This window comes from Xanthomonas sp. BRIP62409, from assembly GCF_003992965.1.
Classification (GTDB): domain Bacteria; phylum Pseudomonadota; class Gammaproteobacteria; order Xanthomonadales; family Xanthomonadaceae; genus Xanthomonas; species Xanthomonas euroxanthea.
Genome location: NZ_QEZJ01000027.1, coordinates 104,941 through 117,783 on the forward strand (window position 1 = coordinate 104,941; position 12,843 = coordinate 117,783).

Genomic DNA, 12,843 nt, shown 5'->3' on the forward strand with positions numbered 1-12,843 from the left:
TACTGGGTGAGCTGCCAGACCGGGTGGCCATGCGCCTTGAGGATCTGCGCCGGCTGCGTGTGCGCGCGGCCGGCGTGTGGTTGTCGGCAGCGCTCGCCGGCCTGTCGTTCGCGGCCGCGGCACGCGATACCAGCGTGCAGGTGACGATCGATGCGCACACGCATGCCACTGCCACGCTGGTCGGCGAACGCCTGCATGTGGTGTTCGCCCCGGGCGGCAAGGAGCAATGGCTCGACGCGAATGTGGACGACGGCGAAGGCGGCGCCGGCGTGGACAGCGACGACTACAACTTCGACGGACACCCGGACCTGGCGGTGTCGGCGATGCTCGGCCAGGTCAACGAGGCGGTGCTGGTATTTGTGTTCGATCCGGCGCAACGGCGCTTTCGTGCGCTGACCCCGCCCACGCGCCCGGCAGTGCAGTGCGAAGGCTTCTTCAACCTGACGCCCGACAAGTCGGACCGCAGCGTGACCAGTTCCTGCCGCAGCGGGCCGATGTGGTACGCCGACGTGTATCGCTACGCGGCCGATGGGCGGCTGTATGTGGCCACGACCCAGCAGCCGATCGCTTCGCCGCAGATCCAGACCTTGCTCGATCCGGGCAGCGACGATGGCATGCCGCTGTCGGTATGGCCGCGCTACGACGCGCGTGGGGTGCGGGTGTCCAGCGCGATCGGCACCACGCTGGACGCGCCGATGCCGGTGCAGTTGCACGTGCAGGTGGCGCGTCTGCCGCTGTACGCCACACCTTCGGCGACCAGCACCAAGCGCTACCTGGTGCAGGGCGATCAGGCCGATGCGCTGGATGTCAGCGCCGACGCCACGCGCGTGCAGGTGCGCTATCGCAGCGCCAACCGTGGCGACATCGTCGGCTGGATCGAGGTCGAGGCGGCAATGAAGAGCGTGTGTCGCTACCTCAGGGCCGCCGCGTGCAGGACTGGCGGGCGCAATCGCGGCGACACGCTCTGATTCACCGCAGCGCTGTCGCGCGTGATGAGCAGCGGCTACCATCGGCCGATCCCCACGCTTCCTGGCTCCCATGTCGGCCCCTTCCTCGCGTACTGCGGCATCGCCGCGCTGGTTCGTCGCCGGCGACCTCAATGGCTTCTTCGGCCTGGTCGTCGACAATCTCTCCATCCTCGGTTTCATTGCGATGGCACTGGTCGGGATGTTCCAGTTCCCGGCCGAAGTGGTGTTCGGGCGCATGTTTCCCGGCACCGCGTTCGGCGTGCTGGTGGGCAACCTGCTCTACACCTTGATGGCGCGGCGGCTGGCTGCACGCACCGGGCGCGACGACGTCACCGCGATGCCGCTGGGCCTGGATGCGCCGACCAGCATCGGCATGGCGCTGTTGGTGCTGGGCCCGGCGTTCGTCGGCTTCAAGGCACAGGGACTGGACCCGCAGGCGGCTGCCATCGCCACTTGGAAACTCGGCATGGCCGCGCTGGTGGTGATGGGCCTGCTCAAGCTGGTGCTGTCGTTCGTCGGCGAGGCGGTCACGCGCGCGCTGCCGCGCGCGGCCTTGCTGGGTTCCATTGCCGGCATCGCGCTGGTGTTGATGGGCTTGCTGCCACTGCTGGAAACCCTGCGTTCGCCGGTGGCCGGCTTCGTCACCCTGGGCCTGCTGCTGTACGTGCTGCTGGCCAAGGGCCGGCTGCCGACCAGGTTGCCCGGCGTGCTGGTGGCGTTCGTGATCGGCACTGCGCTGTACTACGGCCTAGGACTGGCCGGCCTGGGCGCACCGGGCTTCGCGGTGCCGGAATGGACGCCGCCGCAGATCGTGTTGCCGCTGCCGAACCTGGGCTTCATCGACGGCCTGCCCGCCACGCTGGCGTACCTGCCGCTGCTGCTGCCGTTCGGCCTGTTGATGGTGGTAGGCGGCATCAATGTCAGCGAGAGCGCACGCGCCGCGGGCGATGACTACCGCACCCGCGACATCCTGCTGGTGGAAGCCTTGGCGACGCTGGTCGCAGGCGTCTGCGGCGGGGTGGCGCAGACCACGCCCTACATCGGCCAGCCGGCCTACAAGCACATGGGCGCGCGCTCCGGTTACACGCTGCTGACCGGCTTGTTCGTCGGCATCGGCGGCATGCTCGGTGTGATCTCCGGCTTGGTGCAATGGCTGCCGCTGGCGGTGCTGGCGCCGATCATCGTGTACGTGTCGATCGACATCACCACGCAGGCGTTCCAGGCCACGCCCAGGCAGCACGCCGGTGCGATGGTGCTGGGCTTTCTGCCGTCGGTGGCGTACCTGCTGACCATCAAGGCACCGGGCTGGATTGCGCCCGATCAACTGGTCGCACTCACCACCAAACTCGATGGGCATGGCCTGCCGGAGCTGGCGGTGATCTTCGCGCTGGGCAATGGCTTCATCATCACCGCGATGCTGTGGATCGCCGCCGTGGCGGCGATGATCGATGGCCGCCTGCGACGCGGCGCGGTGTTCCTGCTGGTGGCCGCCGGGCTGACGCTGTTCGGCCTGATCCATTCGGTGGACCCGCGCGGCGGCATCTATCTGCCATGGTCGCTGCACGGCCTGGCGCGCGTGATCAGCTGGCAGTTCGTGGGTGCCTATGTCGCGCTGGCGGTGACTCTGCTGCTGCTCTCGCTGCTGCCCGCACGCAAGGAGGCAGTGCAATGACAGCCTGCTCCAGCGTGTTGCGGGTGGTCATCGGTGGCGCGCTGTTGCTTGGCGCCGGCGGTACCTGGGCGGCGTCGTTCGATTGCAAGCAGGCAGCCACGGCGGTCGAAAAACGGCTGTGCGCGGTGCCGGCGCTGGGCCATCTGGACGATCAGCTGGACGAGTCCTATCGGGCGCTGCTGGACACCACGCCGCGTAGCGCGGTCGCGGGCGCGCGTGATCAGCAACGCGCCTGGCTGCGGCAGCGCAATGCCTGCGCGCAGGACGCCAAACTGGACGACTGCCTGCAACGCACAGTGAAGGCCAGGGCCGATGTGCTGGCCAAGGCGCTGACTGTGCAGCAACAGGCGCTGGATCGCATCATCGCCTTGATTCCCACTGCGCCTGCCGACGCCGCGCGCCAGTTGCAGAGCTACGACACGCCGCTGGCTTCGGCGTGGCTGGCGTATCTGCATCAGTTTGTCCCCGCCGCGGGCGTGGATGCGAAGCTGGCGAGTGCGCGGTTTGAAAGTGCACGCAAGGCGCTGCGCAAGGTCGACGACTTCGCCGCATCCTTGCTCGACGATGTGGATGGCATGCCCGCCATGCAGGCGCAGGAACGCGTGCTGACATTGCTGCGGATGTGGATCGAACGCGACAACAGCGATCATCGTCCTTACGTGCATTGCTTCATCTTTGCTGCAGTGGGCGAGCCGGCGTATGAGGCGTTCGGGTCGCTGTATGGCTCGACACGCGACGGGTTCGCGCCGATCTGCGAGTCGCCGGGCGGTCTGTTTGCATTGGCCAGCTGGAAGCAGCTGGATGCCGGCTTCGACGGGTTGATCGAGGCCCTGAGCAAGGATGCCGGCACCATTCGCTACGCCAGTTACGCCGAGTGGAAAATCATCGCGTTACGCGCGTCGGTATCGCCATTGCTGTACCTGACCCCGGCATTGCGCAAGCGCTACGGCGAGGATCCGGACAAGGCGATTGCCGCCTGGACCGGGGAAGACAGCGACTGGCCGGCGGCACAGCGCAAGGCCGTGCGCGCGTTACTGCCGAAGGTGCGCGCCGACACGGCCGCATGGCTGGTGCGCGAGAAGCGCCTGCCTGCGAAGCAGGCCGAGCAGGCGGCCGCCGCGATCGTGGCGGCCTGGGTGAATGCGCGGCTGGATTTCGCAGGCTGAGAGCGGTGCGCACGCCTGCTCGCGGATTTCAGGCGAGCGGTGGCGTCGCTTGATGCGGCAACGCCGGTCGTCCTGGTCCGAGACCAGGCGATGTGGATGAGCCAGAGCCAAAGCTAACGCCAAAGCCAAGGCCAAGGCCAAGGCCAAAGCATGCGATCTGCGGCTTTGCTGCGGGCCCTTGCCCGCCCACCATCGCGGGACACGCCGCAAGTACGTCCCTGTAGGCTCCGGCGCGGCATCCATGCCGCTCAGGGTCCCGAGACGGTGAGCGGGCAAGGACCAGTCGAGAGGGTCGGTGTGCATGGAAGAGCAGTGCTGGATGCGTCTTGTTCAATCGTGAAGCATCGGCTCCACGTCCGACGCGCGCCGCACGACAGACAGCTTTTCAAACAAGCGCCGACCAACTGTCTGGTGCGGTGTCCTTGCCGGTTGCGGGACCGTGTGGCGGCATGGATGCCGCCACCGAGCCTCCAGGGACGGGTTCACGGCGTGTCTCGCAAGCGGTGAGGGCGCCGCGCCCTCGACGCTGCGAGTTGGCTGCAGGGTCCTTGCCCGCCCACCATCGCGGGACACGCCGCAAGTACGTCCTTGTAGGCTCCGGCGCGGCATCCATGCCGCTCAGGGTCCCGCGACGGTGAGCGGGCAAGGACCAGTAGAGAGGGTCGGTGTGCATGGCAAGAGCAGTGCTGGATGCGTCTTGTTCGATCATGAAGCGTCGGCTCCACGTCCGATGCGCGCCGCACGACAGACGGCTTTTCAGATGAGTACCGACCAACTGTCTGGTGCGGTGTCCTTGCCGGTTGCGGGACCGTGTGGCGGCATGGATGCCGCCACCGAGCCCCCAGGGATGGGTTCACGGCGTGTCCCGCAAGCGGTGAGGGCGCCGCGCCCTCGATTCAGTGCTTGATCGCAGCATCGCTGCACATCGATGGAACCACCGCGATCTGGCATGGTCACACCCTGGATGGTGTCGATGTAAGGAGTTCCATGATGCAATCCAAGTCTTCGCGTTGGCCGTGGCTGCTGGCGGTGCCGGTGGTGGCCGGCGCTGCCTGGTGGCTGTTCAGCGGGTCACCCACTGCGCCGGGCGCCTTGCCAGCGCCGATCAGCCAGACCGCCAGCGCCGTGGCAGCGGCGGTGACCCCGTCGCCGCCGGCGCCGGCGGGGCCGCGCCATCCGGTGCAGCAGCCCTCGGCCGATGCCGCCGACGCGGCGATCCCCGCGCTGGGTCAGAGCGATGCGGCAGCGTGGGAGGCCTTGCTGGCGTTGGTGCAGGACGACGGTGCAGTGTCGATCGTTTTGCGCAAGCACTTGATCGAACGGGTTGTGGTGATGATCGACAATCTCACCCAGCCCAGCATCAGCCGTCGCGCCTCGGTGCTGCAGCCGGTGGCAGGTGAATTTTTGGTGTCCGATGCCACTGGAAGTGTAGTGGTCGACCAGGCCAATGCGGCGCGTTATGCGCCGTACGTGGCGGCGTTCACCCAGGTGGATGCGCAGGCGCTGGTGCGCAACTATGTGCGTTTCTATCCGTTGTTGCAGCAGGCGTATGCCGACCTGGGCGCGCCGGACCGTTACTTCAACGATCGCGTGATCGACGTGATCGATCATTTGCTGCGCACGCCCGACCTGGCACAGCCGGTCAGGGTGCAACGCGACGAGCGTGGCCGTTATCGGTTTGTCGATCCGGCGTTGGAGTCGCTGTCGGTCGGTCAAAAGGCGCTGCTGCGGCTGGGGCCGGCGCAGGCGGCTGCCGTGAAGGCGCAGTTGCAGCGGATCCGCACGGCGTTGCTGCAGGGACGTTGAAGCGGCGTGTGGTAGCGCGAGGATAAGGCCGCCCGGTGCGGCCTTGCATGCATGGTTGCAGCTTCGCGCCACATTCCGGCATGAAGCAACGCAGGTTGGGCGGCACGCGCTACGCCACGTGCCGCCATTGCTTACGCCGCATCCAGCTCCGGATAGTGGCGGAAGATGCCGTTGGTATTGAACGCAACGCGTCGTTCGGATGCGAGATAGGCCGCGATGCGCGGGCGCGCGGCCACGCGTTGCTGCAAGGCCTTCAGGCCGGGAAGATCGGCCGATAGTGTCTTCATGCGCTTGGGGAACATGTACTCCAATCCGCTGACCAATTGGAACAGCGACAGGTCCACGTACGAGTGCGTGCCCAGCACATGGGTGCCGCCGGCCTGTTGCAGCACCTGTTCGAAGTAGCCCAGGAACTTGGGCAGGCGGTTGTCGCGCAGGTCCTTGGCGCGCTTGGCCGCCTCGGCTTTCTGATCTTCGTAATACAGGCCGGTGGCGATCGGATGATGGCTGTCGTGCACCTCGGCCACCAGGTCGGCGATGGTCAGCTGCAACTGCAATGCCTGGATGCGCTGCGCGTCCGAGTCGGGTACCAGCTGCAGTTGTGGCCCGATGACATGCAGGATGGCCCCAACCTGCGCAACCACCGTATCGCCAGCCTTGAGGAAGGGCGGCGCAAACGGCTGCGCGCCGGGCTGGTTGCCTTCCAGAAAGGCATTCATCACCTCATCGCCTTCCACGCGCGCCACGTCGGTGTAGTCGGCACCGGCATCTTCCAGTGCGAGGCGGACGAATTCGCCGCGGCCTTGCAGGCCGGTCCAGTAGTAGAGCTGGTAGTGCATGTGCTGCTCCGCGATTGACAGCGCTACACCATAGAAACCGCGCGGCTAGGCGGGCGTGATCGAGGCGTCAGCGGGCTGTGACTCGGTACCGCCGTGCGGTTGTGCCAGCAGCCAGGCCAGCTTGCGCGCGCGCGGTTGTTGCTTGAGCTGCCACTCCGCGCGCGAGGCGGCGGCGCGGTCCGCATATGGATGGCTGGCAAGCAGTTCCAGCGGCGGATGTGCACGTGTATAGCGCGCGCCGGTGCCACGCAGGTGTGCCTGAAAGCGCCGCTCCAGATCATTGGTGATGCCGGCGTAATAACTGCCGTTGCGGCACAGCAGCAGGTAGAGGTGCCAGGGCTTGGGTGCATCCATGTGCCCATTATCGCCATTGGCCGGGTGCCGTGCAGCGAGGGTCTTGGCGCGTGCCAGGCATGCATGACCGGCACGCGGCGACGCGTGAGTGAATAACCATCTGAACATTGGTTATTTGACGCTTGAGCCAGCTGCAAACAGCATGCGCTACTGCATTGCAGCGCCGTTTTGGCTTGCGCTGCGCAAGGGTCGCCGTGCACAGCGCTCGCCGACTCGCAGTTCCCCACGCTGCTGCAAGACAGCCGACGCCACGAAAGGACGTACATGCCTGCGCGACACCGGACCCATGCAAGGATCCTCGCCGCTTCGAGATGGTTGGCCAGGCCGCAGGTGTTGGCGTGGAGTCTGGTGTGGGCGGTTACGCCGGTGCTGGCCGATGAAGTGGGCGAGGCTGCTGCGGCGCCGGAGCGCGCCGCGCAGACCCTGGGTGCGGTCACCGTGACCGCCACGCGCCGCGAAACCACCCTGCAGCAGGTGCCGGTGGCGGTATCGGTGGTCCAGGGCGAGACGCTTGAGCGCGAAAACCGCAACAGCGTGGCCGACCTGCCGGCCCTGGTGCCCAGCCTGACCTTCCGCACTGGTGCTTCCAACAAGGACACCTCGTTATTCCTGCGTGGCGTGGGCACCATTTCCACCTCGCCGGGCGTCGAGCCCAGCGTGGCCACGGTGGTCGACGGGGTGGTACTGGGGCGCCCAGGCCAGGCCACGCTGGACCTGCTCGATGTCGAGCGCATCGAAGTCCTGCGCGGGCCGCAGGGCACCTTGTTCGGCAAGAACGCCTCGGCCGGCGTGCTCAATATCGTCAGCAAGCCGGCGCCGGAACTGTTCGGCGGCTATGTGGATTATTCGCACTTCGGCGGCGGCGACGAAGACCGCGTGCGTGCCAGTGTCGGCGGCACGCTGGTGCCGGAGCTGCTCAAGGCCAGCGTGTCGGCGTTGTGGGCCGAGTACGGCGGCAATGTGCGCAATGTGGCCGACGGCCAGACCGTCAACGGCTACCGCCGCGCCGGCGCGCGGTTGCGGCTGGACCTGACCCCGAACCCAAGCTTGAACGCGACGCTGCTCGCCGACTACCTGCAATCGCACAGCGATGCGCCCAGCGGGGTGGTGGTTGCCAGTACGCGTGCGGACTTCGCCGCAGCGCTGGCACCGGTCATCGCCAGCGCCGACAACCGGCAGATCAACAGCGATTACCGCACGTCTCTGGACGACATCAACAAGGGCGCCTCGCTGCAGCTGGACCAGCAACTCGGCGATGCGCTGCTGACCTCGATCAGCGCGTGGCGGCAATGGGACAACACCCAGTTCCAGGATGGCGACCGCACCGCGCAACGCAGCGCGGCGTTTCCGTCCTCGCACGACCGTGGTGACCTGGGCTACACGCAGTATTCGCAGGAAGTGCGCATCCAGACCCCGCGCGATCGTGCGGTGGAGGCGGTCGCCGGGCTGTATTACCTGCATGCGCGCAATGACGAAACCTACCGCCGCACGGTGACGACGCCCACCGCCAGCAACGTGGGCGTGGCCGATTACGCCACCCGCGCGGAAACCTATGCCGCCTTCGGCGAGGCCACCTGGCATTGGCGCCCGGATCTGCGTGCGCTATTGGGCGCGCGCTTCACCCGCGACACGCTCGACTACCGGCATCAGCGCGTGTCCAGCTCGGCAACCGCAGTCACCGGCATCCAGCCGTCCACCGCAAGCAGCGGCAGCACCGCGGAAAACGGGGTGTCGGGCCGTACCGGCCTGCAATACGACGTCGATGCGCGGACCACCGGCTACCTCACCTATTCGCGCGGCTACAAGGGCCCGGCCTACGACGTGTTCTTCAACATGCAGCCGCGCGATACGCCGGCGCTCAAGCCGGAGACCTCCAACGCCTGGGAACTCGGCCTGAAGGCGCGTGCACTGGACGATCGCCTCAGTGCGAACGTCGCGCTGTTCCATACCGAATACGCCAACTACCAGGCCAACTTCTTCGATACCGTGGCCGGGCAGGTGGTGACGCGCCTGATCAACGCCGGGCAGGTGCGCACGCGGGGCCTGGAGCTGGACCTGGAGTATCGGCCCACCGAGCGGCTCAGCCTGGCCGGCTCGCTGGCCTACACGCAGGCGCGCATCCAGCGCTTCGCCTGTCCCGCCGCCGCCGCGGCCAACTGCAATGTCGACGGCCGGCCGTTGCCGTTTTCGCCTGACTGGAAGGGCAATCTGCGCGCCGGCTACCGGGTGCCGCTGCGCGGCAGCCTGGCGCTGGAAGTCAACGGCGACGTGAGCTGGCAGGACAGCGTGCAGTACGACCTCAGCCAGACCCCGCAGACCGTCCAGGGCCCGTATGCGATCTGGAACGCCAGCATCGCGCTGGCCGACGATGCGCATGGCTGGCGGGTGGCGGTGCTCGGCCGCAATCTCGGCGACCGCACGTACGCGCCATTGTTGGCCAATGCCACCGGCAACGTGTACCGGCTGGTGCCGCGTGACGACCAGCGTTATGTCGGGCTGCAATTGCACAAGGATTTTTGACGATGTTTGTGATGTGTTTCGAGAGTGATCCGAGCCATGCAGGCGCGACGCACGGTGGACTGCGATGAGCGCCGCACGACAGCTCTCGCTCGGGGCGTTCCTGATGGCCACCGGCCATCACGTGGCCGCGTGGCGGCACCCGCAAGCCAGTGCCGATCCGCTGGTGTTCGATCACTATCGTGAGATGGTGCGCATCGCCGAGGCCGCCCGGTTCGATGCGGTGTTCGTCGCCGACAGCCTGGCTGCGGCCGGTGGGCCGGTGGCATCGCGGATGGCGCGCTCCAGCCTGTTCGAGCCGCTCACGCTGCTCAGTGCGCTGGCGGTGGTGAGCGAGCGCATCGGCCTGATTGCCACCATGACCACCAGCTACAACGAGCCGTACCACGTGGCGCGCAAGTTCGCCTCGCTGGACCATCTGTCCGGCGGGCGTGCCGGCTGGAATCTGGTCACTTCCGATGCCGCCGACGAAGCATTGAACTTCAACCGCGATGCCCATTACGTGCATGCCGAGCGCTATGCGCGGGCGCGCGAATTCCAGCAGGTGGTCGCGGGGCTGTGGGACAGCTGGGACGACGATGCCTTCATCGCCGATACCGCCGCCGGCGTGCACTACGATCCGACGCGGCTGCATGTGCTGGATCATCGCGGCACGCACTTCCAGGTCCGCGGCCCGCTCAACATCGCGCGTGCGCCGCAGGGGCATCCGGTGCTGGTGCAGGCCGGCTCGTCCGAGCCCGGGCGCGCGCTGGCGGCGGAAACGGCCGAGGTGGTGTTCACCGCGCAATCGTCGCTGGCCAAGGCGCAGGCGTTCTATGCCGACATCAAGGGGCGGCTGGAACAGTTCGGGCGTTCGCGCGATGCGTTGAAGGTGATGCCGGGTGTGTTCATCGTGGTCGGGCAGAGCCAGGCCGAGGCGCAGGAAAAATTCGAGCAGTTCCAGGCGCTGGTGGAGCCGGAGGTCGGCATCGCGCTGCTGTCGCGCATGCTGGGCAATTTCGACCTGTCCGGCTATCCGCCCGATGGCCCGTTGCCGGAGTTGCCGCTCACCGAAACCGGGCAACGCAGTCGCCAGCAGTTGTTCACCGAGCTGGCCGGACAGGAGCAACTGAGCATTGCCCAGCTCGGCCGGCGCATCGCAGGCGGGCGCGGGCATTACAGCCTGATCGGCACGCCCACGCAGATTGCCGACGAGCTGCAGGCCTGGTTCGAGCAGGGCGCCGCCGACGGCTTCAACGTGCTGGTACCCCATCTGCCCGGCGGCCTGGCCGATGTGGCCACGCACGTGGTGCCCGAGCTGCAGCGGCGTGGACTGTTCCGGCGTGAATATGCCGGGCGCACCTTGCGCGATCATCTGGGGCTGGCACGCCCCGTCAATCGCTTCAGCGCACGCTGACTCACCGGATACCCTGATGACCTATCTCGCACATCCCGATCGTTACGACCGTATCGCCTACCGCCGTGTCGGCCGCAGCGGTCTTGTCCTGCCTGCGCTGTCGCTAGGCCTGTGGCACAACTTCGGCGACAGCACGCCGATCGACACGCAGCGCGCATTGCTGCGTACTGCCTTCGACCTGGGCATCACCCATTTCGATCTGGCCAACAACTACGGCCCGCCGTATGGCAGCGCGGAAATCAACTTTGGCCGCCTGCTGCGTGAGGACTTCAGGCCGTATCGCGATGAATTGATCCTCTCCACCAAGGCCGGCTGGGACATGTGGCCGGGCCCGTACGGGCAGGGTGGCAGTTCGCGCAAGTACCTGCTGTCCAGCCTGGACCAGAGCCTGCAACGCCTGGGCGTGGACTACGTGGACATCTTCTACTCGCACCGCTTCGATGCGGACACGCCGCTGGAAGAGACCGCCGGTGCATTGGCCAGCGCGGTGCAGCAGGGCAAGGCGCTGTATGTGGGCGTGTCGTCGTACTCGGCGGCGCGCACGCGCGAAATCGCCGCGTTGTTGCGCCAGTGGAAGGTGCCGTTGCTGATCCATCAGCCGGCCTACAACCTGTTCAATCGCTGGGCCGAGCACGAATTGTTCGATGCAACCGAGGAGGTCGGCGCCGGCGTCATCGCCTTCACGCCGCTGGCGCAGGGCCTGTTGACCGGCAAGTACCTCAATGGCGTGCCCGGCGATGCGCGGATGAACCGGCCTGGTGGCGACTCGTTGCGGCCGGAACATCTGTCCGAGGACAACCTGCAACGCGCACGCGGGCTGGAGGCGATCGCGCAGCGGCGTGGACAGAGTCTGGCGCAGCTGGCCTTGGCCTGGGTGCTGCGCGACCGGCGGGTGAGCTCGGCATTGCTGGGCGCCAGCCGCCCGGAGCAGTTGATTGAAAACGTCGCGGCCTTGCAGACGACCGAGTTCAGTGCGGACGAGCTGGCCGAGATCGATCGCTTTGCGGTCGAGGGTGGCGTGAACCTCTGGGAAAAACCGTCCACCGACTGGCAATGAGGAACACGCCGATGCGCTACCGCTTTTTGATTGCTGCGTTGCTGTTGTCCGGCATCGCGTGGCTGCAACCCGCAACGGCCGCCGAGCCGGCGCAGCTGCGTATCGGCTATCAAAAGGCGGTATCCAGCCTGGTGCTGGCCAAGCAGCATCGGTTGCTGGAGCAGCGCTTCCCGCGCACCAGGATCAGCTGGGTGGAGTTCCCGGCCGGCCCGCAGCTGCTGGAAGCCCTGAACGTAGGCAGCATCGACCTGGGCGGTGCGGGTGACATTCCGCCGCTGTTCGCGCAGGCCGCCGGTGCCGACCTGCTGTACGTGGGCTGGGTGCCGCCCACGCCCAAGGCCGAGACCATCCTGGTGCCGGCCAACAGCTCGCTGCGGCGTGTGGCCGACCTCAAGGGCAAACGGGTTGCCTTCCAGAAAGGCTCCAGCGCGCACAACCTGCTGCTGCGCCTGTTGGCCAAGTCCGGCCTGGGCATGCGCGACATCACGCCGTTGTATCTGTCACCGGCCAACGCACGTGCGGCGTTCGCCGCCGGGCAGGTGGATGCCTGGGCGATCTGGGACCCGTGGTATTCGGCACTGACGCTGGATGGCAGCGCGCGCCTGCTCGCCAACGGCGAAGGGCTGGGGCTGACCGGCGGGTTCTTCCTGTCCTCGCGCCGTTACGCCACCGCCTGGGGTCCGTTCGTGCAGCAGGTGATGGGCACGCTCAACCAGGCCGATGGCTTGCTGGAGCGCGACCGCGCCGGCAGCATCAAGGTGCTGGCGCAGGTCAGCGGGCTGTCACCCGCGGTGGTCGAGCGCACGCTGACGCACCGCCCGCCGGCCAGCGTGCAGCCGCTCAGCGCCGAGGTCGTCAAGGCGCAGCAGGCCACTGCCGATCTGTTCTACGCGCAGCGTTTGTTGCCCAAACGCGTGCTGGTGGCGCCGGCGGTATGGCGTGCGCCCGCGGCGGCCGCCGCGCAAACGGCGGGCAAGCCGGCGGGGGGCAAGTGATGCGCGCAAGCCGCAGCACACGCGCAGGTGCGGACGCGTGCCGGACATCGGCAACGGGCAGATGCGCGCCGTC

At 67.3% G+C, this 12,843-nt stretch carries 10 protein-coding genes; 8 read left to right on the plus strand and 2 right to left on the minus strand.

Annotation, left to right across the window (positions count from 1 at the left end):
* Window positions 1-29 precede the first annotated feature (29 nt).
* The 4 genes from EO170_RS16945 to EO170_RS16965 all read left to right on the plus strand — a co-directional run bounded on the left by EO170_RS16945 (window position 30) and on the right by EO170_RS16965 (window position 5,612).
* Window positions 30-968 carry a hypothetical protein gene (locus EO170_RS16945; RefSeq protein ID WP_241239462.1) on the plus strand — a complete coding sequence of 313 codons (939 nt, stop codon included), beginning with the start codon at window positions 30-32 and terminating at the stop codon, window positions 966-968.
* Between the two features lie 70 nt (window positions 969-1,038).
* Window positions 1,039-2,640 (plus strand): hypothetical protein, encoded by a 1,602-nt coding sequence (locus tag EO170_RS16950; protein WP_126946731.1) that lies wholly within the window; start codon window positions 1,039-1,041, stop codon window positions 2,638-2,640.
* Window positions 2,637-3,806 (plus strand): lysozyme inhibitor LprI family protein, encoded by a 1,170-nt coding sequence (locus tag EO170_RS16955; protein ID WP_126946734.1) that lies wholly within the window; start codon window positions 2,637-2,639, stop codon window positions 3,804-3,806. The genes EO170_RS16950 and EO170_RS16955 overlap by 4 nt, the downstream gene beginning before the upstream one ends.
* A gap of 990 nt (window positions 3,807-4,796) precedes the next feature.
* The gene (locus tag EO170_RS16965) at window positions 4,797-5,612 is read left to right on the plus strand and encodes a DUF3014 domain-containing protein (RefSeq protein WP_126946737.1); all 816 of its coding nucleotides are present in this window, start codon (window positions 4,797-4,799) and stop codon (window positions 5,610-5,612) included.
* Window positions 5,613-5,743: 131 nt separating this feature from the next.
* Here the strand turns inward: EO170_RS16965 and EO170_RS16970 are convergent, their stop codons facing one another.
* Together EO170_RS16970 and EO170_RS16975 are read right to left on the minus strand one after the other, a co-directional pair.
* Complete coding sequence (locus EO170_RS16970) at window positions 5,744-6,451, minus strand: glutathione S-transferase (protein ID WP_126946740.1); 708 nt, start codon at window positions 6,449-6,451, stop codon at window positions 5,744-5,746.
* A gap of 45 nt (window positions 6,452-6,496) precedes the next feature.
* Entirely contained in the window at window positions 6,497-6,805 is a 309-nt protein-coding gene (locus EO170_RS16975; protein ID WP_104650220.1) for a GIY-YIG nuclease family protein, read from the minus strand.
* A gap of 264 nt (window positions 6,806-7,069) precedes the next feature.
* Here EO170_RS16975 and EO170_RS16980 point away from each other — a divergent pair, with 264 nt between their 5' ends.
* From EO170_RS16980 to EO170_RS16995, 4 genes are all read left to right on the plus strand, one after another.
* Window positions 7,070-9,325, plus strand: a complete 2,256-nt coding sequence (locus EO170_RS16980) for a TonB-dependent receptor (protein ID WP_241239463.1) — start codon at window positions 7,070-7,072, stop codon at window positions 9,323-9,325.
* A gap of 64 nt (window positions 9,326-9,389) precedes the next feature.
* Complete coding sequence (locus EO170_RS16985; RefSeq protein ID WP_126946743.1) at window positions 9,390-10,718, plus strand: LLM class flavin-dependent oxidoreductase; 1,329 nt, start codon at window positions 9,390-9,392, stop codon at window positions 10,716-10,718.
* 16 nt (window positions 10,719-10,734) lie between these two features.
* Window positions 10,735-11,775 (plus strand): L-glyceraldehyde 3-phosphate reductase, encoded by a 1,041-nt coding sequence (gene mgrA / locus EO170_RS16990; protein WP_126946746.1) that lies wholly within the window; start codon window positions 10,735-10,737, stop codon window positions 11,773-11,775.
* Window positions 11,776-11,786: 11 nt separating this feature from the next.
* Entirely contained in the window at window positions 11,787-12,770 is a 984-nt protein-coding gene (locus tag EO170_RS16995) for an aliphatic sulfonate ABC transporter substrate-binding protein (RefSeq protein ID WP_126946749.1), read from the plus strand.
* The last annotated feature ends 73 nt before the right edge of the window (window positions 12,771-12,843 follow it).

What these genes read in the sequence shown, in the direction of transcription:
- EO170_RS16945 (WP_241239462.1), top strand. Translation starts at nt 30, where the DNA reads ATGCGCCTTGAGGATCTGCGCCGGCTGCGTGTGCGCGCGGCCGGCGTG.
- EO170_RS16950 (WP_126946731.1), top strand. Translation starts at nt 1,039, where the DNA reads ATGTCGGCCCCTTCCTCGCGTACTGCGGCATCGCCGCGCTGGTTCGTC.
- EO170_RS16955 (WP_126946734.1), top strand. Translation starts at nt 2,637, where the DNA reads ATGACAGCCTGCTCCAGCGTGTTGCGGGTGGTCATCGGTGGCGCGCTG.
- EO170_RS16965 (WP_126946737.1), top strand. Translation starts at nt 4,797, where the DNA reads ATGCAATCCAAGTCTTCGCGTTGGCCGTGGCTGCTGGCGGTGCCGGTG.
- EO170_RS16970 (WP_126946740.1), bottom strand. Translation starts at nt 6,451, where the DNA reads ATGCACTACCAGCTCTACTACTGGACCGGCCTGCAAGGCCGCGGCGAA.
- EO170_RS16975 (WP_104650220.1), bottom strand. Translation starts at nt 6,805, where the DNA reads ATGGATGCACCCAAGCCCTGGCACCTCTACCTGCTGCTGTGCCGCAAC.
- EO170_RS16980 (WP_241239463.1), top strand. Translation starts at nt 7,070, where the DNA reads ATGCCTGCGCGACACCGGACCCATGCAAGGATCCTCGCCGCTTCGAGA.
- EO170_RS16985 (WP_126946743.1), top strand. Translation starts at nt 9,390, where the DNA reads ATGAGCGCCGCACGACAGCTCTCGCTCGGGGCGTTCCTGATGGCCACC.
- mgrA (WP_126946746.1), top strand. Translation starts at nt 10,735, where the DNA reads ATGACCTATCTCGCACATCCCGATCGTTACGACCGTATCGCCTACCGC.
- EO170_RS16995 (WP_126946749.1), top strand. Translation starts at nt 11,787, where the DNA reads ATGCGCTACCGCTTTTTGATTGCTGCGTTGCTGTTGTCCGGCATCGCG.